Here is a 24,719-nt window from a genome sequence, read left to right as displayed (position 1 = left end):
GCGCTCCTCCATCCTCACAGAGCGACGTTACGGCTTGCCGTGTAACGAAAGATGAAACAGCCGGCCTTAACGCGGAACAACGAAGCCGGAACCCCTTGGCGGATCAGCGCCCTGCGGCGCCCCCCGGCGCAACCGGGGCCGCCAGCTCGGGTCTGCGATCGACCTGGCTCCGCGCCACGGCCTCGGCTGCGCGCATCACCCGCAGGACATTCTCGCCCGCCAGCTTGCGCAGGTCGGCATCGCTCCAGCCACGCCGCGCCAGCTCGGCGAGGATCAGGGGATAGGCGTCCACGCCCGTGATGCCCTCCGGCAGGCTCGAGATGCCGTCGAAGTCACCGCCGATCCCGACATGGTCGATGCCGGCCACAGCGCGCACATGCTCGATGTGAGCCACGATGTCGGCGAGGCTCGCCCGCGGCGCCGGGTTGGCCGCCTCCCACGCCGCCAGGTCCGCCGCAACCCGGTCGGCCGCCTCGGGATAGAGGCTGCGCAGACGGGCCTGCTCGCCCGCGCGCGCCGCCCCCCATTGCCGCACGCCCTCGTTGATGAAGCCCGGTACGAAGGTGATCATGACCACCCCGCCGTCCTCGGGCAGCTGGCGCAGGATGCTGTCAGGCACATTGCGCGGATGGTCGGTCACGCCCCGCGCCGAGGAATGGGAGAAGATCACCGGGGCTTCCGAGACCCTCATGGCGTCCACCATGGTCGCCTCGGACACGTGCGACAGGTCCACCAGCATGCCGGTGCGGTTCATCTCGCGCACCACCGCCTCGCCGAACGGCGACAGGCCGTCGTGGCGCGGGGCGTCCGTGGCGCTGTCGGCCCAGCTGATGGTCGTGGAGTGGGTCAGGGTCATGTAGCGAACCCCGGCCCGCTGGAACTCGCGCAGGAGGCCGAGCGAGTCGGCGATCGAATAGCCGCCCTCGATGCCGATCAGGCTGGCGATCCGCCCCTGGCGGTGGATGCGCGCCACATCGTCGGCCGTCAGGGCGATCTCGAAGGTCTCCGGATAGGCGGCCACCATGCGACGCAGCAGATCGATCTGTTCGAAGGTGGCGCGGGCCGCCTCCAGCGGCGGCAGGCTGGCCGGGACATAGACCGACCAGAACTGGGCACCCACGCCGCCGGCGCGCAGGCGGGGGATGTCGGTGTGCAGTCGGGTCGAGGCCGACAGGTCCGCCCCGAGATCCACGGCGTGCGGATCCGATCCGAACCCCTGGCGCAGGGCCCAGGGCAGGTCGTTATGGCCGTCGATCAGCGGCGTGCGCTGCAGCAGCCGCTCCACCCGCGCCTCGGGCGAGCTCCTGTCCGGAGTCTGGGCGAAGGCGGGCGCGGCCATGCCGAGAAGCAGGGCGGCGGCGAGGACAGGGCGGATCATGGCGAACTCCGGCGAACGAGGCAGGGCGCGACAGTGAGACCGCGCCGCCCCCGGGCGCAAGCGCCTTGGCGCGGGGCGCCCCGCCGTGCTTGAAGGCCGCATGACCGACACCGCCCCGACGGACGAGCTCCGGACCCGCGCCCGCGACTGGTTCGAGGCCCTGCGCGATCGCATCCACGCCGCCCTCGAAGCCCTTGAGGACGACGCGCCCGAGACCCTTTTTCCCGGCGAGCCGGGCCGCTTCGTGCGCACGCCCTGGAGCCGGCCGGACGGCGGCGGCGGCGTCATGGGCATGCTACATGGCCGGCTGTTCGAGAAGGCCGGGGTGCACGTCTCGACCGTGCACGGGACCTTCCCGCCCGACTACGCCAAGCAGGTCCCCGGCGCCGAGACCGACCCGCGCTTCTTCGCCACCGGCATCAGCCTGATCGTCCACCCGCGCAGCCCGCGGGTGCCGGCAGTGCACATGAACACCCGCTTCATCGCCACCACGCGCGGCTGGTTCGGCGGCGGCGCCGACCTGACCCCGGTGCTGATGGTCGATCGCCGGCAGGACGCCCCGGACGCGGTGCGCTTCCACGCCGCCATGCAGGCCGCCTGCGACGCTCACGACCCGGCCTGGTACGCAAAGTACAAGGCCTGGTGCGACGAGTACTTCTTCCTGCCCCACCGCAATGAGCCGCGCGGCATCGGCGGCATCTTCTACGACCACCACGATACCGGCGACCGCGAGCGCGACTTCGCCTTCACCCGCGACGTCGGCGAGGCCTTCCTGAAGGTCTATCCGGAGATCGTCCGCGCCCGCATGACCGAGGCCTGGACGCCGGAGGAGCGGGAGGAGCAGCTGGTCCGCCGCGGCCGTTACGTGGAATTCAACCTTCTGTACGACCGTGGGACCACCTTCGGTCTGAAGACCGGGGGCAATGTCGAGTCGATCCTGAGCTCGATGCCGCCGGAGGTGAAATGGCCATGAGCGCGTCCGAGCCGACCTCGCCGGTGGTGCTGATCAATGTCTTCAAGTGCGAGGCGGCGCGGCAGGACGAGCTCATCGACCACCTCACCGCCCTCAACCACATCCAGCGCGGCCTGCCCGGCTTCATCTCCGCCACCCTGCATCGCGGCGTTAACGGCCGGACCGTGGCCAACTACGTCGTGTGGGCGGCGGCGGAGGACTGGAAAGCCATGACGCGCCATCCCGAAGTGGTCGAGGGCATGCGGCCGGTGATGGCCCTGGCCACGTTCGAGCCGCACCTCTACGAGCCGGGCGACGTGATCAGCTGACGGCGTTCGCCCCGGCGAGGAACCGCCGCAGCCAGGCGCCCAGCGCCGCCCGGTCGTCCGCCTGCCGCAGGCTCGCCAGCGCCTGATCCACCAGCTCCGGGGCGATGCGGCCGCGGCGGCCCTCCACCAGCGCAGCGGCGAAGGCCGGGCTGAACTCCGGATGGCACTGGAAGCTGAGGGCGTCGTCGCCATAGGCCAGCCCGGCGTTGGGCGTGAAGGCGCTGCGGGCGATGATGCGCGCGCCCGGCGGCGTCGCCACCACCTGGTCCTGGTGAGACACCGGGATCGACAGGGTGGCCAGGGCCGGCTGCGCCGGATCGGCTCCGGCGGCGATCTCGTAGGTGTGCAGCCCGACGCCCCAGCCGCGGTCGGACTTCTCCACCCTGCCGCCCAGCGCCTCGGCCATGGCCTGGTGGCCGAAGCAGATGCCGACCAGCCGCAGCCGCCCCCGGGCTGCGCGGATCCAGGCCAGTAGCGGCGGGATCCACGCATGGTCCTCATAGACCCCGGCCGGCGAGCCGGTGATCACCGCGCCCACAAAGGCGTCCGGATCCGGCAGGGCGCCGGCGGTCACGTCGAAGACCTCGAAGGTGAAGTCCGCCCCGAGCAGCGCCCGGAACATGTCGGGGTAGCGGCCATGCGCCGCCGCGAGCGCCTCCGGCGGCCGACCCGTTTCAAGGATGGCGATGCGGGTCATCGGGCGGCCTCGATCAGCTGGCGCAGGCGGGCCTCATGCCCGTCCGTCGGAAAGTCATCGGCGATCCAGCCCGCCTCGAAGGCGCGCAGGATTTCGCCCGTGGTCGGGCCCGGCGGAACGCCCAGCCGCGCCAGGTCGGCGCCGCCGACCGGCAGACGCGGGATCGGCCAGGTCTCGACCACCGCCCACAGGGTTTCAGGCGCCTTCACGCCGGACGCCTCGGCCAGGGTCAGTCGATCGCGCACCGTCTCGCGGCCCAGCCGGTAGAGCGCCGCGCGCAGCGCCGCCGGCGCGAGTCCCGGGCCGACGGGGACGGTCCGGTCGGCGGCCGCCGTCAGCCGGTCGCGCTGGGCGTTCGACAGGCGCAGGCGCGCCGCGACAACGCCGGCCGTCGCGGGATCTTCCGGGAGCAGGGCCGCCAGCCGCAGCAGGGCGTCCGGCGAGAGGTCCACGAGACGCGTGAACCGCGGCCCGGCCTCGGCGTCCGGCAGGACCATGGCCAGCACCCCGGTCTCCACCATGGCCGCCACCACCGCGCGCGGCTCCGGAGCCGCCAGCAGCTTCAGCAGCTCCTTCGACACCCGCTCGGCCGACAGCCGGGCCAGCCCGTCGCGCCCGGCGGCGCAGGCCGCCACGCCGACCGGATCGGGCGCGCCGCGGCCGTACCAGCCGCTGAACCGGAAAAAGCGCAGGATGCGCAGATAGTCTTCCTCGATGCGGCGCGCGGGCTCGCCGACGAACACCACCCGCCCGGCGAGCGCGTCGGCGACCCCCTCACCGGTCGGGTCGAACACCCGGCCCTCGCGGTCGGCGTAGAGGGCGTTGAGGCGGAAGTCCCGCCGCGCCGCGTCCTCGGCCCAGTCGTCGGTGAAGGCGACCTCGGCGTGCCGGCCGTCCGTCGCTACATCGCGCCGAAGGGTAGTGACCTCGAAGCCGCGGCCGCCCGACACCGCCGTCACCGTGCCATGCGCCAGGCCGGTCGGCACGGCCTTCAGCCCGGCCGCCTGCAGCGCCGCCATGACCGCCTCGGGATGCAGGCGCGTGGCCAGATCGACGTCGTCGACCGGACGGCCCATCAGGGCGTTGCGCACGGCGCCGCCGACCACCCGCACGCAGCCGGCGCCGCCCGCCGTCTCGAGCGCATCCAGCACCGCCTGCGTGGCCGGGGCGGTCAGCCAGTCCGGAGCGTCGAGCCGGGTCATGCCGCCGCCTCTTCCCCCGTCCCGTCCAGCCGCACCGTCAGGGCCCGCAGCATGCCGGCCGTGGCGCCCCAGATGTAGCGCCCCTCCCACGGCATGGCCCAGTAGCGCCGCCGCGCCCCGTCGGGGGCCTCATAGTGGTCCTGCCGGTGATTGGCCCGGTCCAGCAGGAAGGCGAACGGCGGCGCGAAAATCTCGGCCACCTCGCCCGGCTGCGGGGTCAGCGTCACCGGCCCGGCCACCCAGCCCACCACCGGCGTGACCAGAAAGCCGGTCCCGGTCTCATAGGGGTCGCCGAGGCCCAGCGGCTCGACAGCGGCGGGATCGAGACCGACCTCTTCCCAGGCTTCCCGCAGCGCCGCCTCAAGCGCCGTCTCGCCCGGCTCGATGCGGCCGCCGGGAAAGGCCACCTGGCCGGCGTGGCTGGTCAGCTCGTCGGCGCGGCGCGTCAGGATCACCGTCGGCTCACCCTGCGCCGCCAGCACCGGGACCAGCACCGCCGCCGGCCTCAGCTCCCCGGGCGGCCGCCGGGTGGCGTCAGGGTTGAGATCGTAGTCCGAGCGGGCGGCGCGACGGCCGGGGCTCCAGCTGTCCACCGGGGCCAGAGCGGCGATCAGCCTGGCGCGCAGATCCCCCGCGCTCATGCCACCGCCCCGAGGTCGAAGGTCGCTTCGCCCGAACGCAGCAGCAGCCGCCCGTCGACCGGCTCGGCCGCCTCGACCAGATCGTAGAACACAGCCCGGACGATGCGGGCCTCGAGGCCCGCCCGCACGTGCAGGGCCGGGCGCGGCTCCCCCGTCGCCGGATCGAGGGTCAGGGTCACGGGGTGGTCGGCGTCGGCCGTCACCTCGTCGCCGACGTCGGTGGTGAACACCAGCTGGTCGCCCTCGCGCCGCATCAGGACCGCGCGGAACGGCAGGTCCTCGACGCGGATGCGCAGCTTCTCCGCCGGGGTGACCAGATGGTAGCCGTCCGGATCGAGGCGCAGGATGGTCGAGAACAGCCGCACCAGCTCGGCCCGGCCGATCGGCGACCCCTCGTGCATCCAGACGCCATCGGCCCGGATCAGGATGTCGATGTCGCCACAGTGGGGCGGATGCCACAGGTGCACCGGCGGCAGGCCTCGCCCTGACCGGGCCGCCGCGGCCGCCGCCGCCAGTCCCTCCGCCGTCCCGCTCTGCGTCATGCCTTCAAGCTAGGGTGCGTCGCGCCGGGTTTGAAGCCTCGACCTCCTGCAAACGCCCGCACCCGGCGCGTCAGCCCGTCACGTCGCCCTCGGCTGGAGAGCCATCCAGCGACAGCCACAGCAGCCGGCGGGGATCGACCGGTCCGGGCAGCATCGCCGCAGGGGCCGCGGCGAAGCCGAACCGCGAGAAGTAGGGCGCATCCCCGACCAGCAGCACGCCGGACACCCCGGACTTGCGGGCGAGGGCCACGGCCGCCGCGACCAGATCCGCGCCGAGGCCGCCGCCGCGATGCGCCGCGTCCACGGCGATCGGGCCAAGAAAGTGAGCCGGGCGCCCGCCTACCGCGATGCGCCAGAGCCGCACCGACCCGACCAGGCCGGCCCCGCTGCGCGCCACCAGCCCGCCGGCGAACGACGCGCGCTCCCGCAGCCGCTCGGCGGTCTTGGCGTAGCGTCCCGGCCCGAAGGCGCGCGCGACCAGCGCCTCCACGGCGGTCGCATCGCCCGGCAGCTCGGACGTGATCTGGACAGAGGGGACAGCGACGGCGGCGGTCATGGCCGCGCGCCCTTAGGGCCTGCGACGCCCCGGCGCAATCGCCTTCGTGCGACGGGTCAGTCGCCGGTGGCGAACACCGGGGCCCGCTTCTGGCTGAAGGCCATGAAGGCCTCCATCGCCTCGGGGCTGCGCATCTGACTGCCGAAGGCCTCGCCTTCGCGCAGCATCAGGGCCCACATACGCTCGGCGTCGCGCATCAGCGCCTTGGTCTTGCGGATCGAGTTCGGGGCGCGCGCCGCCACCTTGCCGGCGAGCTCAAACGCCAGGGCGTCGACCTCGGCCGCCGGCACGGCGCGATTGGCGAGGCCCCACTGCTCGGCCTTCACACCGCTGATCGGCTCGCCGAGAGCGAAGATCTCGAAGGCGCGCGGGTGGCCGACGATGGCCGGCAGCAGCAGGCTGGACGCCGCCTCGGGCGCCAGCGCCAGATTGACGAAGGGCGCCGACAGCAGGGCGTCCTCGGCCACCACCACCAGATCACAGTGCAGCAACAGGGTCAGGCCGATGCCCACGGCCCGGCCGCGCACCGCCGCCACCGCCGGCTTCTCGAGATGGGCCAGCGCCTTGAGGAAGCGGAACACCGGCATGTCATCCGGCCCGGCGCCCTGGGAGCCGAGGGCGATGAAGTCGCCGATGTCGTTGCCGGCCGAGAAGGCGTCGCCTTCGCCGCGAAACAGGATCACCCGGACAGCCGGATCGGTCTGGGCCCGCTCGGTGGCGGCGGCCAGGGCCTCGTACATGGCCTGGGTGATGGCGTTCTTCTTGTCGGCCCGGTTCAGGCTGACGCTCAAAACGCCATCCGCGAGCTGGGTCAGGACATGGTCGGTCACGTATCGGCTCCGTGGTCAGTCACTTGCCACCAGTCGACGCCGTCGGCGTCGCGACGCCGTTCGACGCGCCCCTGGCGCAGCAGGTAGTTGAGATGGGCGACGGCCTCGCCCGTGGCCATGCCCAGCAGGCCGTCATCGACCGGCCGGGCGAACAGGGCGGGGAACACGTCCATGGCGCGACACGGCTTCGCCAGCGTCCGCTCCAGCCGGCGCAGGGCCACATCGTGGCCGCGGCGCAGCTGCTCGAGCCGGGTCTGCACGCCGCGGAACGGCTCCCCGTGCGACGGCAGCACCAGCAGCTCATCCGGAAGCAGGGCCGCCAGCTTGTCGATCGAGCGCAGCCAGTCGCCGAGCGGATCGGCGTCCGGCTCGGTCGGCCAGACCGACACATTCGAGGAGATCCGCGGCAGGATTTGGTCGCCGGCGATGAAGACGCCGTCGTCCTCGCGCCAGAGACAGGCGTGCTCGGGACTGTGGCCGTCGCCCACCACGATGCGCCAGCTCCGGCCGTCGATGGTGAGGACGTCGCCTTCCGTCAACCGTTGATAGCTCGGCGGCAGCGGCGCGATGCCGCGCCCGAACTGGCCGTAGCGCCGGCGATAGCCGTCGATCTGCGCCGCGTCCCACCCCGCCGCCCGGTAGAAGGCCTCACCCGAGGCGGGAGCCGGACCAGTGTCGGCCAGCAGCATCCGCGCCGTCACATACTCAAGCCGTGTCATCAGCAGGGGCGCGTCGAAGCGCGCGCACAGCCAGCCGGCGAGGCCGATGTGATCCGGATGCATATGGGTGCAGATCACCCGGCGCACCGGCCGGCCGCCGAGGGCCCCCTCGAGGGCCTGCTCCCAGTGCGCCACCGTTTCCGGCGTCTGGATGCCCGTATCGATCACGGTCCAGCCGTCGCCGTCGGCGAGCGCCCAGACGTTGACGTGGTTGAGGGCCATCGGCAGCGACAGCCGCAGCCACACCACGCCCGACGCGACCTCGACCGTGCCCCCCGGCTCGGGGGCCGGCGTGGGGTAAATCAGGCCCCGCAGGGTTTCCGGATCGCCGGCGCCGTCGGCCAAGGGTGCGTCTCCATTTGCAACGCGCCCAGACTGCCCTGTCGTCTTTCGGGCGTCAAAGTTTTGTTCGAGGTTGCGCTTGACCCCTGCCCCGGCCCGCGCCTAGCGGTCTGCAGGGACGCGAAACAGGAAGGTCCGATGTCGATCAATTTCCCCTTCTCAGCTGCCGTGAGCGCCGTTGCGGTGCTCGCGCTGTCTGCCGCACCGGCCGACGCCCAGAACCGCGGCCGCCAGCAGGCGCCGGCGCCGGTCGATCCGGCCGTGGTCATGGCCGAAGCCCAGACCGCCGCCACCGCGGCCGGCCTGGCCTGCCAGGTGGTCGAGGCCAATCGTCTGGGCTCCACGCCTGCGGGGACCGCCTTCGAGGTCGCCTGCGGAGTCGGCCCTGGCTTCCTCGTCGTCGCCGGCGAAACGCCCCAGGCCTACAACTGCCTCGGCCTCGCCGCCTCCGCTGCCGACGATACCAGCGCGCGCTGCACCATGCCGCGGAACGCCGACGTGCTGGCCGCCGTGCGCCCCTATGCCGAGGCCGCCAACCTCGGCTGCTCTGTGGACCAGGCCGCCTGGATCGGTCAGGTGCCCAGCGGCGAAGATCGCTACGAAATCGGCTGCGCCAATTCCGAAGGCTACTGGATCGATGTGGCCAAGGCCTCGACGACCCCGAGCGTGATCCTGCCGTGCCTGGAGGTCACCGGCGCCTCGCGCATGTGCCAGTACACCACCAAGGACGAACAGGTGGCCTGGATCGCCGCCAAGTATGGCCCGTCGCTCCCTGCCGGCTGCACGCCGGCGGATGTGCGCGTCGCCGGCCAGAACCAGCAGGCCAAGTTCTATGAGGTGAAGTGCAGCAACGACAGCGGCTACTTCGTCCGGACCCTGATTACGGACGGCAGCTTCGACCGCGCCATTCCATGCGCCGACGCCCTGTCGATCGGCGGCGGGTGCACCCTCGTCGACACCAGCGCCGCCGTGGCGGCGGCGACCACCGCCCGCAGCGCCGCGCTGGCCGCCGTCTACCCCGACTGCCAGGCCGGCGAGGCGCAGCTGATCGGCCGCGAACAGGGCGCGACCCAGCGCGAGGTCGTCGAGTTCCGTTGCGCTGGCAAGCCGATCGGCGTGGTCGGCTTCCTCGGGGCCGCCGATCCGGCCGACAACGAGGCGCTGGACTGCATCACCGCCACCCTCCGCAACCTCGAGTGCCGCATGACCACCGCCGCCCAGATCAAGACGACGCTGCAGGCCCAGATGGACTCCGGCAACATGCCGTGCGCAATCCGCGCCTTCATGGTCCACGGCCGCACCGACGACCTGCGCGGTGACTTCACCGAGATCAAGTGCGAGGACGACCGCAGCCTGTTCGGCCAGTTCCCGCACGATCGCAGCCGCGCTGCGGTCGATGTGATGATCTGCGCCCGCGCCCGCCTGCTCTACGGCTTCGAGTGCGAACTGTAAGAAGCTGACGCGTCAGCCGACGAAGGGCCTGCCGGTCGCCGGCGGGCCCTTTTCTTTTGGCGCCGCCGCCGGGCTTGCTACCCTTGGCCGCCCAGACTCACCCGGAGCCCCGATGCGCATCGCCACCTGGAACGTGAATTCGGTCAATGCGCGCCTGCCGACCGTGCTGGCCTGGGTCGAGGCGGCCGGGCCGGACGTGCTGTGCCTGCAGGAGCTCAAGTGCGTCGACGAGAAGTTCCCGCGCGAGGCGTTCGAGAGCCTCGGCTACAATGTCGAGACCCACGGCCAGAAGACCTACAACGGCGTCGCCCTGCTCTCGCGCTTTCCGTTGTCTGACGTGCGGCGCGGCCTGCCCGGCGACCCTACTGACGAACAGGCCCGCTACATCGAGGCCGTGGTCGAGACCAGCCGCCCCGTCCGCGTCGCCTCGATCTACCTGCCCAACGGCAATCCGGTCGGGACCGAGAAGTTCACCTACAAGCTGGCCTGGTTCGAACGGCTGCAGGCGCATGCCCGCGAGCTGCTGCGGCACGAGGAAGCGCTGCTGCTGTGCGGCGACTACAACGTCATCCCCGAGCCGGTGGACACCCACGATCCGGTCGCCTGGAAGGACGACGCCCTGTTCCAGCCGGAGAGCCGGGCCGCCTTCCGCGCCCTGAAGTGGCTGGGCTTCAGCGACGCCCATGAGGCGGGCGGCGAGGCCCCGGGCACCTATACCTTCTGGGACTACCAGGCCGGCGCCTGGCCGCGAAACCACGGCATCCGCATCGATCACGTCCTGATGTCGGCCCAGGCGACCGACCGCTTCGGCGGCATCCAGACCCATCGCGACGCCCGCGACATGGAGAAGCCCTCCGACCACGTGCCGGTCGTGGTGGAGATCGCCGACTGATGGAGACGGTCCGGCTGATCCTGCTGCTGGCCCTCGGCGCTGCCGCCCTGACCACGGCGGCGCTGGCGCTGGGCTGGTGGATGGAGCCGGAACGCCGCCTGCGGCGCGCGCTGGACCGGCTGCTGGGCCGGCAGGGCGAGGCCCAGGCGATCGCCGCTCTGGAGGGCAAGGCGGCGGCGCTCGATTTCGAGAGCGCCCAGGCGGTGGTGCTGTGGGACCAGGGCGCGAAGGGTCTGGTCTACGCCTTCGACGAGGTCTCGGGCGCTGAACTCATCGTCGACGGCCACGTAGTGGCGCGGGTGCGGCGCGGCGAGCCGCGGCGCGACCTCGACGTGCTGGCCCCCGACGCCGGACAGGTCGCCCTGCGCCTGATGTTCGACGACGCCCGGGACCCGGAGTTCGAGGTCGCCCTCTATGACGTGCGATGGCCGACCGCGACACACGGTCCCGGCGAGGCCCTGCGGCTCGGCCGGCGCTGGCTGTCCCACGTCGAAGCCCTGACGAAATAGCGGCGGCGGCGCTTTCGTTCTCCCGGGGGGCGAGCTAAACCGCCCCCCGCATTCCTGCCGCCCTTCCCTGCCCCCTGTACCCGAGGAGCCCGTCGTGGCCCGCCTGTTCGACGCCGTCATCATCGCCGACTGGACCGCCGCCGAGACGAAGAAGCTGGGCGACCAGTCCCTGTGGCTGGGCGTGGCCAAACGCGACGTGCGCTTCCGCCTCTACGCCGAGACACACAACACCGCGACCCGGGCCGAGGGCGAGGCGCTGCTGGCGTCGCTGCTGGCCGAACACCGCAAGCGCGGCGACCGGGTGCTGGTCGGCTTCGACTTCTGCTTCGGCTTCCCGGCGGGCACGGCCGCTCGCCTCGGCCTGACCGAGACGCCGGCGTGGAGCGCCACCTGGAAGTTCCTCGGCCAGAACGTCGTCGACAAGGCGGACAACACCAACAACCGCTACCAGGTAGCGGCCAAGATGAACCGGCTGATGACCGACGAGGCCTGGCCGTTCTGGGGCGCGCCGGCCAAGCAGACCCAGCGCTGGCTGACGGCCACCAAACCGACCACGGCCCATGACATCCCCGAGTTCCGCGCCACCGAGGACGCGGCCCGCAAGGGCAGGCTGCAGCCGAAGAGCGTCTGGCAGATGCACGGCGCCGGCGCGGTCGGCGGGCAGACGCTGGTGGGCATCCCGGCGGTCCGCCGTCTGCTGGACAAGGCCGGCCCCTCGGGCGCGGTCTGGCCGTTCGGCACCGGCTGGCGCGCCCTGACCGCCGCGGACGTCGAGCCCCTGTCGCTGGTCGTCGCCGAGGTCTGGCCCTCGCTGTTCCCGGTCACGCCCGAGCCCGGCGAGTTCAAGGACCAGGCCCAGGTGCGCACCACGGCCATGGCGCTGGCGGAGATGGACGACAAGGGCCTGCTCGGCCCCGCCTTCGGTCCGCCCAAGGGCGCTGACGAGACGCTGGTCGCGCGCGTCGAGGGTGAGGAAGGCTGGATCCTTACGGTCTAGAGCCGCCGGGCGACGCGTCGGAAGCGCCCGCCCAGCAGCGCGGCCGAGACCAGGCTGGCGACGATCACGCTCCAGACGATGCCATCGACGCCGAGGCCCCAAGTCAGGGCGAAAACCCAGCCCAGCGGGATCATCACCAGCCCGTAGCTGACAAAGTGCATGACCGTCGGCCACCACACGTCGCCGGCGGCGCGCAGGGCCTGGGCGGCGACCACCTGGATCCCGTCGGCGACGAAGAACAGGGTCGACAGCACCAGCGCCGGCACGGCGATGGCGATCAGCGCCGCATCGCGGCTGTAGGCGCCGATCACCCAGGGCGCGGTCGGCCAGATGATCAGGGCGATGATCAGGGTCAGGGCCGCGACCACCGCCAGGCCGACCACGCCCGCCCGCAGCACCCCGGCCCGGTCGCCGGCGCCATAGGCCCGCCCGACCAGCACCGCCGTGGCCGAGGACAGCCCCATGGGCGCCATGAAGACGATGGCGGCGATGTTGAGTACGATGGCCCAGGCCGCGGTTTCGGCCCCGCCGATCCGGCCGGCGATCAGGGTCATAGCCGCGAACGCCCCGACCTCGATGAAGTAGGACGACCCCGCCCCGAGGCCGACGCGCACCTGCTCGCGGGCGGCGACCGGGTCCGGGGCCGGCTTGCGGAACAGGCCCAGCGCCCGCACCTCGGGCAGCCGCAGGATGATCACCGCGAGGAAGACCATCAGCCCGACCCGGGCGCCGAAGGTGGACCAGGCCGAGGCCACCGCCCCGTCGACGCCGAGGCCGAGCAGGTCCGGCACAAGGATCAGGTTCAGGCCGAGGTTGACGCCGTTGGCCGCCCACATGGCGATCATGCCCGGCCTGGGCCGCGACAGGGCCTCCAGGAAGAACTGGCCGGCGACGCTGACCAGGTAGAAGGGCATGGAGAGGGCGAAGACGATGAGGGCCGGGCTGGCGCCCTCGGCGAGGCCGTCCTCCAGCCCCGCCTGCGACAGGGCCCAGGGGCCCAGCAGGATCAGCCCGACCATGGCTGCGCCGCCGATCTGCAGGGCGTAGACGACGCCGCGGCGCAGCACCGCCCCGGTCTCGGTCAGCCGCCCTTCGCCGATGAAGCGGGCGGTCATCACCTGCACCCCCAGCATCAGGCCGACCGCCGTGGTCACCACCACCGAGGTCGGGGCCCAGGCGATCGCGTGGTAGCCCAGCTCCTGCGCCGAATAGTTGCCGACCACGATGGCGTCGGTCAGGCCCATCACCATGATGCCGATGCGCGCCAGCACCACCGGCCAGGCCAGGGTCAGCAGCTCTTTCGTGGTGGCGCGAACGGCGGGGGACATGAGGAGTGGCGAGTGGTGAGTGGTGAGTGACGAGTCGCAAGGCGGCTGCGGGCTATAGAGGGTTCCTCGCCACTAATCACTCGCCACTCGCCACTGCCCTCACCACGCCCCCAGTTCGCGCAGCTGCTTGACCAGCTCGTCCGGCAGGTCGGTGTCGCCGGCGGAGCTCAGGTCCGGCGGAGCCTCCTTCGGCTCCAGATAGCGCCAGCCCTGGAACGGCCGCCGCGCCAGCGGGGCGGTGCGGATCACCTCGGGGGCCAGGGTGATGTCGCAATGGCTGGTGCGGCCCTCGCCATGGGTCGTCAGATCGAGGATCGGCTGGCGGCACTGCACCGATCCCTTGATCACCCAGTAGAGCGAGCCGCCGTCCTCGATCTCTGCCGCGCGCTTCGGCGTCATGCGCGTGGTGATGACCAGCGGCCGCCCGGTGCGGGCCCGCTTCTCCACCCAGGCCACGTCCGACACGCCGACGCAGAGCTTGATCATGTGCAGGGGCATGGCCTGCGCTTAGCACCGGATTTCCGCCGGCGTCACGGCGACATTTGCGTCGGGAGGTGGCAGGCTCGGAGCATGACCCCTGACCGCCGCCAGATTGTCGCCGCCGGCCTCGGCCTCGCCGTGACGACGATGGCGGCGCGCGCCCCTGGAGACTCGCCCATGTACGGACTGATCGGCCGGATGAAGGCTGTTCCCGGCCAGCGGGACACGCTCGCCGCCATCCTTCTCGAAGGACTCGACGGCATGCCCGGCTGCCTCAGCTACATCGTGGCCCGCGACCCGGAAGACCCCGACGCGCTCTGGATCACAGAAGCCTGGGACAGCCGGGACAGCCATCGCGCCTCGCTTCAGCTGCCACAGGTGCAGTCCGCCATCGCCCGCGGACGTGCCCTCATCGCCGGCTTCGACAGCCAGACAGAGACGGAGCCGCTGGGCGGTTACGGCCTGGGCTAGGACAACCGACGTCCGGCGTCAGGACGCGACGACCACCGCCAGCACGGCCCCCTCGGTGGCCTGATCGCCCACCGCGACGGACAGGCTCTCGAGCACGCCGTCGAACGGCGCGGTCAGGGCGTGCTCCATCTTCATGGCTTCCAGCACCACGACCGGCTGGCCCTTGGCCACGGCATCCCCCGCCTTCAGCGGCGCGGCCACGATCCGGCCGGGCATCGGCGCGCGCAGGGCCCCGTCGGCGGCGCCTCCGCCCGGGCCGCCGGTCCCGAAGGAGGGTCGCGCATACTCAAAGACATCTCCGGCCCGGAAAACGGCCGGCACATTCAAGGGCGCCGCGACTGATGGAGCTGAGCGGTAGTCGCGCCCCAGATAGACGCGGCCAGGTCCGGACATTGCGTCGTGAGACCGCCCGTCCAATGTGATCGACCACGACCAGACGCCCTGGGCAGTCGTGCATACTTCGGCCTCGACAAGCTGCCCATCAACCACGGCCCGCTGCGTTGCGGGTCGACCGCCATTCAGCCGGAAGCCATAGGCGCCGGCAGGCGAGGCGCTCCAGGGGCCCGAACCGGCTTCCCGGTCATCCTCCGCGTCTCGGCCAGCCAGAACCGCCATGACGGCAACCTTGACCTCGTCAGGGACGGCACGCGCCATCAGCCCCTCCCCTTCCGCCGCGATCAGGCCGGTATCCACGTCCCCCGCAACGAACCGGGGATGCTCGAGGCAGCGCTTCAGGAAGCCCGCATTGGTCTTCACAGGCCAGACCTCGACCTCGCCACAGGCGGTCGCCAGCCGCGCCGCAGCCGCCTCGCGGGTCGCCTCGTGGACGATCAGCTTGGCGATCATCGGGTCGTAGAACTGGCTGACCTCGCCCCCGGCCTCGACCCCGGTGTCGACCCGCACGTCGTCGGGCAGGTGGAAGTGCTCCAGCGGGCCGATGCTCGGCAGGAAGCCGCTCGCGGGGTCCTCGGCGTACAGCCGCGCCTCCATGGCCCAGCCGTTGAGTGTGATCGCGTCCTGCGTCAGCGGCACGGGCTCGCCGGCCGCCACCCGGAACTGCCACTCGACCAGATCCTGCCCCGTGACCATCTCGGTCACCGGATGCTCGACCTGCAGCCGGGTGTTCATCTCCATGAAGTAGATGCGGTCGCCGCGCAGCCCCTCCGACGCGTCGGCGATGAACTCGATGGTGCCGGCGCCCTCGTAGTTCACAGCCTTCGCCGCGCGCACGGCGGCGGCGGTGACGGCGGCGCGGGTGGCGTCGTCCATGCCCGGGGCCGGCGCTTCCTCGATCACCTTCTGGTGGCGGCGCTGCAGCGAGCAGTCGCGCTCGAACAGGTGTACCACCTCGCCGTGACGATCGCCGAACACCTGCACCTCGATGTGGCGCGGGCGGGTGATGTAGGTCTCCAGCAGCACGCGCGGATCGCCGAACGAGGACTGGCCCTCGCGCCGGGCGCTGGCCAGGGCGTCGGCGAAGTCGGCCGGATCATCCACCCGCTTCATCCCCTTGCCGCCCCCGCCGGCCACCGCCTTGATCAGCAGCGGATAGCCGATGCGCTCCGCCTCGGCGGCGAGGCGCTCGGGCGACTGGTCCTCGCCTTGGTAGCCGGGCGTGACGGGCACCCCGGCCTCGATCATCAGCCGCTTGGCCGCGTCCTTCAGGCCCATGGCGCGGATCGCCGCCGGCGGCGGGCCGATCCAGACCAGACCGGCGGCGATGACCGCCTCGGCGAAGTCGGCGTTCTCGGACAGGAACCCATAGCCGGGGTGGATGGCCTCGGCCCCCGTTTCCTTCGCCGCCGCCAGCACCTTCGCGCCGTCGAGGTAGGACTCCCGCGCCGGCGCCGGCCCCAGCCGCACGGCGGCGTCCGCCATCTTCACATGGGGCGCGGCGGCGTCGGCATCCGAATAGACGGCGATGGTGCGGATCCCCATCCGCTGGGCGGTGCGGAACACACGACAGGCGATCTCGCCGCGATTGGCGACCAGGACGGATTTGAACATGGGGCGGTTCTAGAGGGGTGAGTGGCGAGTGGCGAGTGGCGAGACGCGGCATTCAGCCGCCGAGGCGATGACATCGTTTCGAGGTTCGACTGCGGGCAGCGTAACCTGCTCGCCACTCGCCACTCGCCACTCAAGCCTCATTCCGCCCAGCGCGGCGGGCGCTTGTCGAGGAAGGCGCGGACGCCTTCCTGGCCCTCGGGCGACACCCGGGCGCGGGCGATGCGGCGGGCGGTGTCCTCCATCAGGCCGTGATCGAGATGCCGCCCGGCGAGGTCATGGACCAGCCGCTTGGCCTCGCCCATGGCCCCGGGCGCATTGGCGGTCAGGCTGTCGGTCAGCATGGAGATGAACTCGTCCACCGAGCCCTCGGGCAGCACCATGTCGATCAGGCCGACGTGGGCGGCGTAGTCGGCGTCGAAGATGTTGGCGCTCAGGAACAGCTGGCGCGCCTTGCGGGCCCCGACGGCCTCGATGACGTAGGGGGCGATGGTCGCCGGGATCAGGCCCAGCTTGACCTCGGAGAAGGCGAAGCGGCTGCCCTCGACCGCGACGGCCATGTCGCAGGCGGCCACAAGCCCCGCCCCGCCGCCCATGGCCGCGCCCTCGACGAGCGCCACCGTCAGGGCCGGGATGTCGTGCAGGGCCTTGAGCATGCGCGCCAGACCCATGGCGTCGTCGCGGTTGTCGCTCTCGGACCAGTCTACCGCGTCGCGCATCCACGACAGGTCGGCCCCGGCCGAGAAGGTGCCGCCCGCGCCGCGCAGGAACACCGCCCGGATATGATCGGCGCCGTGCAGGGTCTCGAACGCCTCGCGCAGGGCGGCGATGGTCGCCGCGTCGAAGGCGTTCTTCTTCTCCGGCCGGTTGATCGTGATGAAGACGATCCCCTCGGGCGTGGAGTCGATCTGCACCAGCGACGGATCGGCGTCCGGCGCCGCGTCCGCCAGCAGCGGGTGGGCGATGGCGTTGATCTCGGCCGCCTCGCCGGGCGTGATGTCGAGGGCGTTGAGGTCGGCGTCGGTGGGCTTGGCCATGGTGGTCTCCTGGGACTGCCGACCTATAACGCGATCGGCGTCCAACGGAACATGGAGGGAGCGATGGCGATCAGCGCGAGCGACCGAATCCGCCGGACGAGCGTGGCCAGCATCCACGTTCATTATGTGAACAAGGTCGAGCGCAAGGGCAGGACGCGGGCGCAGGTGGACGAGGTGATCCGCTGGCTGACCGGCTATTCGCAGCCGCAGCTGGAGGCCCTGCTGGCCGACGGCACCACGTTTCAGGACTTTTTCGACCGGGCGCCGGCGATGAACCCGAACCGCTTCCTGATCACCGGCCTGATCTGCGGCCACCGGGTCGAGGACATCGAGGACCCGTTCATGCGCGAGGTCCGCCACCTCGACAAACTGGTCGACGAGGTGGCCAGGGGCAAGGCGATGGAGAAGGTGCTGCGGGCTGGGTGATTGCGCCTGGCTTGGCGACGTCCACTTCTGCCCGCCAGCGAGAATCGGTTTTCGATCCTCAGCAGTCGCCGGTGGAGTCCGCCGTCGAGATCGGCTGCACCGCGTCACGACTGGCATCGCCGAACCATTATTGGCAGGGGCGAGCGTCATGCTTCACCCTAAATGGACGCTGCCCATTCTAGCGGCGGTTCGCGCGGGCCTCATGAGCCATGCACGCGCGGTTGATCACCCAAAGAGACCGACGATCTCCTCAACTCGATCAGCGAACGCAGCTAGTGTTGGCCCCACAGCTTTCCCATGCAACTCCGCTGGATCCATGTAGGCGACTTCGAACCTGAACTTCGCTTTCCAACTCAGGGGTAGACCGCCGGCGACCTGGGTAAGTCGTCCGACCTCCACACCTGATAGTCGCGCAGGGTCCCACCACATCCTCTCGGGCTGCTGTTGTGGTCCAGTGTTCTTTTCAATCCAGCGGGCTCCTTGAATCCCCGGACCGCCGAAGAGATGATCGTCGATGATCATCTTGGCACCCATAACGGCACATGCTCCGAGGCGCTGGTGCTTCCGCCTGCGATCGGCTTCATGCAGCCCCCAGAGTAAGTCGTCGCCTCCTCGGTATGGCCTCAAGTCGGCGATGACCTGCCGATCGGCGACGGAAAGGGCGCGCATCTTTCTGCGACCATCGTCGTCGAAAATTTCCTTCGATTTTGAGATGGGAAAGTAGGTCGTCGAAGGAGGGTTGCCGTTTCGTTCGGCAAGTAGGCAGGCGAGATTGTCGAGTGTTGCACGCAACTCGTTAGCGATCATTCCAGCATGAGCTCTAAGCCTTACTGGAACTGGTTCCTTCTGCAGAACGAACACGTCCCACGTGAGATTCGATAGCCGGCCGTCGCCGAGGTAGCTGTGAGCGAAGTGACCTTCGACGCTCGCATTCTCGAAGAGCTGCAAGTCGGTTGTCAGTAAAGACAACTGGTCGCGGACGAACCCGATCCGCTCTCTTAACTCGCCTAGCTGCGCCATCAACTGTCAACGTTACAGCCGAAAATGTCTCTCGCCTCAACTAGCGAGCGTGGGGGAGTCATTGTGCATACGTCTTCCCAAGTCGTGGGTTAGTGCACGCGATACGTTGCGCCAACACCCTGAAGCGGACGCTATCGGCACCTCACATCCGGAACACGCCGAACGGCGTCTCCGGGATCGGCGCGTTCAGGCTGGCGCTGATGGCCAGGCCCAGCACGTCGCGGGTCTGGGCCGGGTCGATCACCCCGTCGTCCCACAGGCGGGCGGTGGCGTAGTAGGGGTTGCCCTCGTCCTCGTACTTCTGGCGGATCGGGGCCTTGAAGGCCTCGGCGTCCTCGGCCGACCAGGCGTCGGCGTCGCGGTGGACGGTGGCCAGCACGCTGGCGGCCTGCTCGCCGCCCATGACGCTGATCCGGCTGTTCGGCCAGGTGAACAGGAAGCGCGGCGAATAGGCCCGGCCGCACATGCCGTAGTTGCCGGCGCCGAAGCTGCCGCCGATCAGGACGGTGAACTTGGGCACCTCGGCCGAGGCCACGGCCGTCACCAGCTTGGCGCCGTTCTTGGCGATGCCCTCGGCCTCGTACTTCCCGCCGACCATGAAGCCGGAGATGTTCTGCAGGAACACCAGCGGAATCTTGCGCTTGCAGGCCAGCTGGATGAAGTGCGCCCCCTTCAGGGCGCTCTCGGAGAACAGCACGCCGTTGTTGGCGAGGATGGCGACCGGATAGCCCCAGATGCGGGCGAAGCCGCACACCAGGGTCGTGCCGTAGTCGCGCTTGAACTCGTCGAAGTCCGAGCCGTCCACGACCCGGGCGATGACCTCGCGCACGTCATAGGGCGCGCGCACGTCCTCGGGGATCAGGCCGTACAGCTCATCGGCCTCGAAGGCCGGGGCGCGCGGCTCGCGCACGTCCAGCTCGACCCGCTTCACCGTGTTCAGATTGGCCACGATCGAGCGGACGATCTCCAGCGCGTGCTCGTCGTTCTCGGCCACATGGTCGACCACGCCCGAGCGGCGGCCGTGGGTCTCGGCCCCGCCCAGATCCTCGGCCGAGATGACCTCGCCGGTGGCGGCCTTCACCAGCGGCGGGCCGGCGAGGAAGATGGTGCCCTGGTTGCGGACGATCACCGTCTCGTCCGACATGGCCGGCACATAGGCCCCGCCGGCGGTGCAGCTGCCCATGACGCAGGCGATCTGGGGGATCTCGCGGGCGCTCATCCGCGCCTGGTTGAAGAAGATCCGGCCGAAGTGGTCGCGGTCCGGGAAGACCTCGGCCTGGTGCGGCAGGTTGGCCCCGCCGGAATCCACCAGATAGACGCACGGAAGATGGTTCTGCTCGGCGATCTCCTGGGCCCGCAGGTGCTTCTTCACCGTCATCGGGAAGTAGGCCCCGCCCTTCACCGTCGGGTCGTTGGCGACGATCATCACCTCGCGCCCGGACACCCGGCCCACGCCGCAGATCATGCCCGCTCCCGGGGCCTCGCCGCCGTACAGGCCGAAGGCCGCCAGCTGGCCGACCTCGAGGAAGGGCGAGCCGGGGTCCAGCAGACGCTCCACCCGGTCACGGGGCAGCAGCTTGCCGCGCTTGACGTGGCGCTCGCGGCTGGCCTCCGGGCCGCCCAGGGCGGCCTCGGCCACGCGGGCGCGCAGCTCGTCGCGCAGGCCCCGGTTATGCGCCTCAAGCGCCTTGAAGGCGGGGCTCGAACGGTCGATGGCGGAGGTCAGCTTGGGCATGGTCGCCGGTTTAGGCGAAGCCGGGCGCGGTCGCCAAGGGCGCGCGGCGCCCCGTAGCCCCTTTTCGTCTTAACCAAACTTCCCCACCTGTGGCCTAGTGTCCCCCCATGGCAGGAGCCGACCGATGAGTCCTTCGTCGTCCCGGGGACACACCTTTGAAGCCGCCCTGGCGCGGCTGTTCGAGCGCGGCGCCGGCGGCCGCGCCAGCTGGTTCACCCTCACCTCCGGCGAGCCGCTGTTCGTGGCCGGGGCCCCGTCCGATACGCTCTATCTGCTGCGCTCCGGCCGGCTGGGCGTCTATGGCGAGGGCGTGGGCGGGACGCCGGAGCTGCGCGGCGTGATCCGCCCCGGCGAGCCGGCCGGGGAGATGGCGCTGGTGGCCGAGACGCCGCATACCGCCACCGTTGTGGCCCTGCGCGACAGCGAGGTGCTGGCCCTGCCCCGCGACGCCTTCTTCGAGGCTGCGCGCCATGACCCCGACCTGCTGGTCGAGCTGGCCCGGCTGATGATCCGGCGCGCCCGTGATCGCTCCGAGGGGGGCGGGCATCCGACGGTGTTCGGCTTCGTCTCGGCCCGCTCCCGGCCGATCCGGGCCTTCGTCGAACGGGTCGCCTCGGCGGTGCTCGAGCTGGGCTTCACCGTCCGCATCGTCGACCAGTCCGCCCTCAGCTCGGTCGCCGACTGGTTCGCGCAGCTGGAAGACGCTCACGACTTCGTCCTGTACGTGGCCGAGCGCGAGGAGACGAGCTGGACCGGCCTGTGCCTGCGCCAGGTCGACCACCTGTTCGTCGTCGGCGACGGCCTGTCGGCCCCGCCGGGCGATCTCCCCCTCGCCGCGCCGGCGGCCGTGCGCCGGCCGTCGCACGACCTGATCCTGGCCAGACCGCGCGGCATGGCCCGCCCGGCCAACACCCGGGTCTGGCTGGACGCCCTGTCCCCCGGCCGCTGGTTCCAGGTGCAGGAAGGCGAGGCCGCCGACGCCGCCCGCATCGCCCGGGTGCTGACCGGCGCCTCGATCGGCCTCGTGCTCTCCGGCGGCGGCGCCCGCGCCTACGCCCACGTCGGCGCCGTGCAGGTGCTGAGAGCGGCCGGCGTGACCTTCGACTTCATCGGCGGCGCCTCCATGGGCGCGGTGGTCGGCGCCGGCGTGGCGCTGGGCTGGGACGACGCCGAGATGGACCTGCGCATCCGCGAGGCTTTCGTCGAGGGCAGCCCCCTGTCGGACATCGCCTTTCCGATGATCGCCATGACCCGTGGCCGCAAGGTGCAGCAGCTGCTCCAGGCCGCCTATGGCGACCAGACGGTCGAGGACATGCTGCTGCCCTTCTACTGCGTCTCGTCGAACCTCACCCGCGGCGAGATCGAGGTGCACCGGCGGGGCCCGCTGAAGCAGGCCATCCGGGCCAGCATCTCCCTGCCCGGCGTCCTGCCGCCAGTGGTGTCCCGCGGCGAGGTGCTGGTCGACGGGGCAGTGATCGACAACTTCCCGACCAAGACCATGCGGCGGCTGCACGCCGGGCCGGTGATCGGGGTCGACCTGTCGCGCATCCGCGGCGTCGACGCCCACACCCTGGAGCGCCCGCCCTCATGGTGGCGCTGGCTGGCCAGCGGCGAGTGGAAGAAGGGCACGCCGCTGGTGGCGGTGCTGATGCGTTCGGCCACGATCACCACCGACGCCGAACTGAAGGTGGCGCGGGAGGAGACGGACCTGCTGATCCAGCCCAGTCCCGACGGCGTCGATATCCGCGACTGGAAGGCCTATGAGCCGGCGGTCGAGTCCGGCCGGATGGCGGCGCGCGAGGCGCTGCGCGATCTGCCGGCGCCGCTGACGCATCTGCGCCGGCGCGGTGCGGCGGCGCGACTGCTGGGCCAGGAAGACCCGGCCGACGTCACGGAAACCGAGGGGGAAGCGCGGGGCGCGGCCTGAGCCTGCCGCCCTGCGAAACGATGGTACCGCCTCCCCGGATCGAACGGGGGACCTCCAGTGCCACAAACTGGCGCTCTAACCAACTGAGCTAAGGCGGCGCATCGCTGGGAGGGCTTCTCTAGTCATCCGGCGCGAAAAGTCAAAGCGCATTTGGCTGGCGCAGGGGCTCAGCGGTAGCCGCGCTGGGCGATGTACTGCTGCAGCTGCTGGATCCGCGTGGCGTCGGACGGGTGGGTCGAGGCGAACTCGGGCACGCCCGACTGGCGCTGCGCCGCCATGGTGCGCCACAGTTCCACGGCCTCGGTCGGGCGGTAGCCCGCGCGGACCATGTAGTCGACGCCGATGCGGTCCGCCTCCAGTTCGTCGCGGCGCGAGAACGGCAAGAGCCCGCCGTACTGGGCGAAGATGGCGGCAAGACCCCCGGCCTGCTGGCCATAGTCGCCGGCCGCCCCCTGAACCGCGGCGACGCCCAGCTGGGCGATCGCCCCGGAGCTGGCGCGCTCCGCCGCGTGCTGGGCCACGACGTGCGCCACCTCGTGGCCGATCACCGCGGCCAGCTGGTCGTCGTTACGGGCGAGCCGGAGGAGCCCGGTCGTCACACCGATCTGGGCCGACGGCAGGACGAAGGCGTTGGGCGTGTCGCTGACGAACACCGCATACTCCCAGCGCCGGTCGGTCAGGCCCGCCGCCTGAACGATCCGATCGCCCACGGCCCGGACACGACCGACCTGGGCCGGGTCGCGGCTGGTCGGCTGGGTCCGGATGGCCTCGGCCCAGGCGGCGTTCGACTGCTGCATCATGGCGTCCGGGGGGATCAGCAGCAGCTGGTTGCGGCCGAGCGTCTCGTTGTAGGCGCAGGCGCCGACGCCAGCGGCCAGGACGACCGCCACGGCAGCGCCCAGGGCGGTGCGGAGACGGAGGGTGCGGGGACGGACAGCACGGGTCATCAGGCGCTCCTCGGACAGCTGCGGACACAACGATCTGGGGCCAGCTTAGCTGCAAGGGGGCCAACGAAAAACGCCCCGCGGTGTCCCGCGGGGCGTTCAGTCGATCTGGTCGACGCCTTACTCCGGCGCCTGCCAGGTGATCGGGATGTTGACCCGGGCCCCGCCGACGGGCGCGCCGTCGCGGGTCTGGGGCCGCATCTGGAACCGCGAGCAGAGCTGGACGGTCGCCCGGCCGAAGCCCTGACCGGCCGGTTCCTCCTCGACGACGGTGCAGTTGGCCACGCGACCATTCTCCTGCACCACGCCCTGGACCACGGCCCGGCCGCTCACGCCCCGCTCGAGCGCGCGCTCGGGGTAGAAGCGGGCCAGGTCGGCGCCGTTGGGACGACGCACCCAGTCCGGGTTGGTGATCACCGACGGCCGGACCGGAGCCGGCGGCGCCGGCGGCGGCGGCGGGCCGGGGACGATCACCGGCGGACCGGCGTACTCGACCCGGTCCTCCGCCTTGGTCGGCTCGATATTGAGCGTGACCGGCGGCGGCGGCGCGTTCGTCGTGATCACCGGCTCGCGCACCTGAAGCTTCGGCGGCGGCGGCTGGTCCGGCGGCGGCGGCGGCGGCGGGGGCGGAGGAGGCGGCGGAGGCGCCGGCTCGATCAGCTCCACGTCGACCGCGTCGTCGGTGTATTCGAACGGCTTGAGCTCGAACTTCGACTTGTACAGCCAGACCCCGGCGGCGACGTGCACCAGAGCGGAGATCGTGATCGCCACGATCGCGCCCGTGGAGAGCCCCTTCTTCTTCCGGCGGGGCGGATCCAGGATCGGATCCCGGGCGTGTGTTTCAGCAGTCATGCTTGCTCACCTGCCCCCTTACGACGACTGATCTTCGCCCACCAGGGCGACGGAGTAAAAGCCGTTGTCCTGCAGCGCATTCATGACCTGCATGAAGTCGCCGTAACGGGTCGTCCGGTCGGCGCGGATGAAGATACGCTCTTCTTCCGGGTTACGCGTCCCGATCTGATCCGTCAGGTCCTGACCCAGGGTGGCCACGCTCGTCCGGAAGTCGCCGACGTAGACGTCGCCGTCATTCTGGATCGAGATGAACACCGGCTTCGGCGGGTTCTGCGCAGGCGGCGCAACCGCCCGCGGGAGTTCGATGGGCACCGACACGGTGGCGAGCGGAGCCGCCACCATGAAGATGATGAGCAGGACGAGCATGACGTCCACGAAGGGCGTGACGTTGATCTCGCTGTTCTGCTCGATGGCGTACTTGCCGCCACCCCCCGAACCGGAGAGTTTGGCGCCCATC

General features: G+C 71.1%; 26 protein-coding genes and 1 tRNA gene. 9 read left to right on the top strand and 18 right to left on the bottom strand.

The genetic code is table 11. From position 1 onward, the window contains the following. Positions 1-103: 103 nt before the first annotated feature. The gene (locus VGN74_RS04350) at positions 104-1,378 is read right to left on the bottom strand and encodes a dipeptidase (RefSeq protein WP_327446135.1); all 1,275 of its coding nucleotides are present in this window, start codon (positions 1,376-1,378) and stop codon (positions 104-106) included. Between the two features lie 100 nt (positions 1,379-1,478). Between VGN74_RS04350 and hemF the strand changes: the two genes are divergently transcribed. Next, complete coding sequence (hemF, locus tag VGN74_RS04345) at positions 1,479-2,351, top strand: oxygen-dependent coproporphyrinogen oxidase (protein ID WP_327446134.1); 873 nt, start codon at positions 1,479-1,481, stop codon at positions 2,349-2,351. Further along, positions 2,348-2,659, top strand: coding sequence for an antibiotic biosynthesis monooxygenase family protein (locus VGN74_RS04340; RefSeq protein ID WP_327446133.1), 312 nt, complete (start codon positions 2,348-2,350; stop codon positions 2,657-2,659). The genes hemF and VGN74_RS04340 overlap by 4 nt, the downstream gene beginning before the upstream one ends. On the opposite strand, the gene VGN74_RS04335 is transcribed toward VGN74_RS04340, so the two are convergent. From VGN74_RS04335 to VGN74_RS04305, 7 genes are all read right to left on the bottom strand, one after another. Continuing rightward, positions 2,652-3,356: a type 1 glutamine amidotransferase gene (locus tag VGN74_RS04335; protein ID WP_327446132.1), complete on the bottom strand. Its 705-nt coding sequence runs from the start codon at positions 3,354-3,356 to the stop codon at positions 2,652-2,654. The genes VGN74_RS04340 and VGN74_RS04335 overlap by 8 nt on opposite strands. Further along, the gene (locus VGN74_RS04330; protein ID WP_327446130.1) at positions 3,353-4,558 is read right to left on the bottom strand and encodes a CCA tRNA nucleotidyltransferase; all 1,206 of its coding nucleotides are present in this window, start codon (positions 4,556-4,558) and stop codon (positions 3,353-3,355) included. Before VGN74_RS04330 ends, VGN74_RS04335 begins: the two co-directional genes overlap by 4 nt. Next, complete coding sequence (locus VGN74_RS04325) at positions 4,555-5,199, bottom strand: CoA pyrophosphatase (RefSeq protein ID WP_327446129.1); 645 nt, start codon at positions 5,197-5,199, stop codon at positions 4,555-4,557. Before VGN74_RS04325 ends, VGN74_RS04330 begins: the two co-directional genes overlap by 4 nt. Further along, positions 5,196-5,741 carry a DUF1285 domain-containing protein gene (locus VGN74_RS04320; RefSeq protein WP_327446128.1) on the bottom strand — a complete coding sequence of 182 codons (546 nt, stop codon included), beginning with the start codon at positions 5,739-5,741 and terminating at the stop codon, positions 5,196-5,198. The genes VGN74_RS04325 and VGN74_RS04320 overlap by 4 nt, the downstream gene beginning before the upstream one ends. 70 nt (positions 5,742-5,811) lie before the next feature. Next, on the bottom strand, positions 5,812-6,297 hold the full coding sequence (locus tag VGN74_RS04315; protein WP_327446126.1) for an N-acetyltransferase: 486 nt from the start codon (positions 6,295-6,297) through the stop codon (positions 5,812-5,814). A 56-nt stretch (positions 6,298-6,353) separates the two neighbouring features. Continuing rightward, positions 6,354-7,127 (bottom strand): enoyl-CoA hydratase, encoded by a 774-nt coding sequence (locus tag VGN74_RS04310; RefSeq protein WP_327446125.1) that lies wholly within the window; start codon positions 7,125-7,127, stop codon positions 6,354-6,356. Next, positions 7,124-8,191, bottom strand: a complete 1,068-nt coding sequence (locus tag VGN74_RS04305) for an MBL fold metallo-hydrolase (RefSeq protein WP_327446124.1) — start codon at positions 8,189-8,191, stop codon at positions 7,124-7,126. The genes VGN74_RS04310 and VGN74_RS04305 overlap by 4 nt, the downstream gene beginning before the upstream one ends. Positions 8,192-8,356: 165 nt before the next feature. Here VGN74_RS04305 and VGN74_RS04300 point away from each other — a divergent pair, with 165 nt between their 5' ends. From VGN74_RS04300 to VGN74_RS04285, 4 genes are all read left to right on the top strand, one after another. Beyond that, positions 8,357-9,640 (top strand): hypothetical protein, encoded by a 1,284-nt coding sequence (locus tag VGN74_RS04300; RefSeq protein ID WP_327446123.1) that lies wholly within the window; start codon positions 8,357-8,359, stop codon positions 9,638-9,640. 112 nt (positions 9,641-9,752) lie between these two features. After that, positions 9,753-10,532, top strand: coding sequence for an exodeoxyribonuclease III (gene xth, locus VGN74_RS04295; RefSeq protein ID WP_327446122.1), 780 nt, complete (start codon positions 9,753-9,755; stop codon positions 10,530-10,532). Next, positions 10,532-11,041 (top strand): hypothetical protein, encoded by a 510-nt coding sequence (locus VGN74_RS04290; RefSeq protein ID WP_327446121.1) that lies wholly within the window; start codon positions 10,532-10,534, stop codon positions 11,039-11,041. The genes xth and VGN74_RS04290 overlap by 1 nt, the downstream gene beginning before the upstream one ends. 94 nt (positions 11,042-11,135) lie before the next feature. Next, positions 11,136-12,038 (top strand): cobalamin biosynthesis protein CbiG, encoded by a 903-nt coding sequence (locus VGN74_RS04285; protein WP_327446120.1) that lies wholly within the window; start codon positions 11,136-11,138, stop codon positions 12,036-12,038. On the opposite strand, the gene VGN74_RS04280 is transcribed toward VGN74_RS04285, so the two are convergent. After that, positions 12,035-13,366 (bottom strand): MATE family efflux transporter, encoded by a 1,332-nt coding sequence (locus tag VGN74_RS04280; protein WP_327446119.1) that lies wholly within the window; start codon positions 13,364-13,366, stop codon positions 12,035-12,037. The genes VGN74_RS04285 and VGN74_RS04280 overlap by 4 nt on opposite strands. Before the next feature lie 99 nt (positions 13,367-13,465). Further along, positions 13,466-13,864 (bottom strand): DUF1489 domain-containing protein, encoded by a 399-nt coding sequence (locus VGN74_RS04275; RefSeq protein ID WP_327446118.1) that lies wholly within the window; start codon positions 13,862-13,864, stop codon positions 13,466-13,468. 72 nt (positions 13,865-13,936) lie between these two features. Between VGN74_RS04275 and VGN74_RS04270 the strand changes: the two genes are divergently transcribed. Continuing rightward, the gene (locus VGN74_RS04270) at positions 13,937-14,317 is read left to right on the top strand and encodes a putative quinol monooxygenase (protein WP_327446117.1); all 381 of its coding nucleotides are present in this window, start codon (positions 13,937-13,939) and stop codon (positions 14,315-14,317) included. An 18-nt stretch (positions 14,318-14,335) separates the two neighbouring features. On the opposite strand, the gene VGN74_RS04265 is transcribed toward VGN74_RS04270, so the two are convergent. Beyond that, positions 14,336-16,324 carry an acetyl/propionyl/methylcrotonyl-CoA carboxylase subunit alpha gene (locus tag VGN74_RS04265; RefSeq protein ID WP_327446116.1) on the bottom strand — a complete coding sequence of 663 codons (1,989 nt, stop codon included), beginning with the start codon at positions 16,322-16,324 and terminating at the stop codon, positions 14,336-14,338. Between the two features lie 137 nt (positions 16,325-16,461). Next, complete coding sequence (locus VGN74_RS04260) at positions 16,462-17,358, bottom strand: enoyl-CoA hydratase-related protein (protein WP_327446114.1); 897 nt, start codon at positions 17,356-17,358, stop codon at positions 16,462-16,464. A 63-nt stretch (positions 17,359-17,421) separates the two neighbouring features. Here VGN74_RS04260 and VGN74_RS04255 point away from each other — a divergent pair, with 63 nt between their 5' ends. Continuing rightward, positions 17,422-17,784: a DUF2200 domain-containing protein gene (locus tag VGN74_RS04255; RefSeq protein ID WP_327446113.1), complete on the top strand. Its 363-nt coding sequence runs from the start codon at positions 17,422-17,424 to the stop codon at positions 17,782-17,784. Between the two features lie 225 nt (positions 17,785-18,009). On the opposite strand, the gene VGN74_RS04250 is transcribed toward VGN74_RS04255, so the two are convergent. Both VGN74_RS04250 and VGN74_RS04245 read right to left on the bottom strand, forming a co-directional pair. Then, on the bottom strand, positions 18,010-18,732 hold the full coding sequence (locus VGN74_RS04250; protein WP_327446112.1) for a hypothetical protein: 723 nt from the start codon (positions 18,730-18,732) through the stop codon (positions 18,010-18,012). A 214-nt stretch (positions 18,733-18,946) separates the two neighbouring features. Further along, on the bottom strand, positions 18,947-20,539 hold the full coding sequence (locus VGN74_RS04245; protein WP_327446111.1) for a carboxyl transferase domain-containing protein: 1,593 nt from the start codon (positions 20,537-20,539) through the stop codon (positions 18,947-18,949). A 124-nt stretch (positions 20,540-20,663) separates the two neighbouring features. Between VGN74_RS04245 and VGN74_RS04240 the strand changes: the two genes are divergently transcribed. Further along, positions 20,664-22,466 (top strand): patatin-like phospholipase family protein, encoded by a 1,803-nt coding sequence (locus VGN74_RS04240; protein WP_327446110.1) that lies wholly within the window; start codon positions 20,664-20,666, stop codon positions 22,464-22,466. Between the two features lie 21 nt (positions 22,467-22,487). Here VGN74_RS04240 and VGN74_RS04235 read toward each other — a convergent pair. The 4 genes from VGN74_RS04235 to VGN74_RS04220 form a co-directional block, all read right to left on the bottom strand. After that, positions 22,488-22,564, bottom strand: a tRNA-His gene (locus VGN74_RS04235). Between the two features lie 69 nt (positions 22,565-22,633). Further along, positions 22,634-23,413, bottom strand: a complete 780-nt coding sequence (locus tag VGN74_RS04230) for a M48 family metallopeptidase (RefSeq protein ID WP_327446108.1) — start codon at positions 23,411-23,413, stop codon at positions 22,634-22,636. Positions 23,414-23,530: 117 nt separating this feature from the next. Then, entirely contained in the window at positions 23,531-24,262 is a 732-nt protein-coding gene (locus VGN74_RS04225) for an energy transducer TonB (RefSeq protein ID WP_327446107.1), read from the bottom strand. Between the two features lie 18 nt (positions 24,263-24,280). Further along, positions 24,281-24,718 carry a biopolymer transporter ExbD gene (locus tag VGN74_RS04220; protein WP_327446106.1) on the bottom strand — a complete coding sequence of 146 codons (438 nt, stop codon included), beginning with the start codon at positions 24,716-24,718 and terminating at the stop codon, positions 24,281-24,283. Between the last annotated feature and the right edge of the window lies 1 nt (position 24,719).

The organism is Brevundimonas sp., assembly GCF_035998205.1.
Taxonomy (GTDB): Bacteria; Pseudomonadota; Alphaproteobacteria; order Caulobacterales; family Caulobacteraceae; genus Brevundimonas.
The sequence above is the reverse complement of the archived record's forward strand: the minus strand, read 5'-3'. Positions and strand labels throughout refer to the sequence as shown.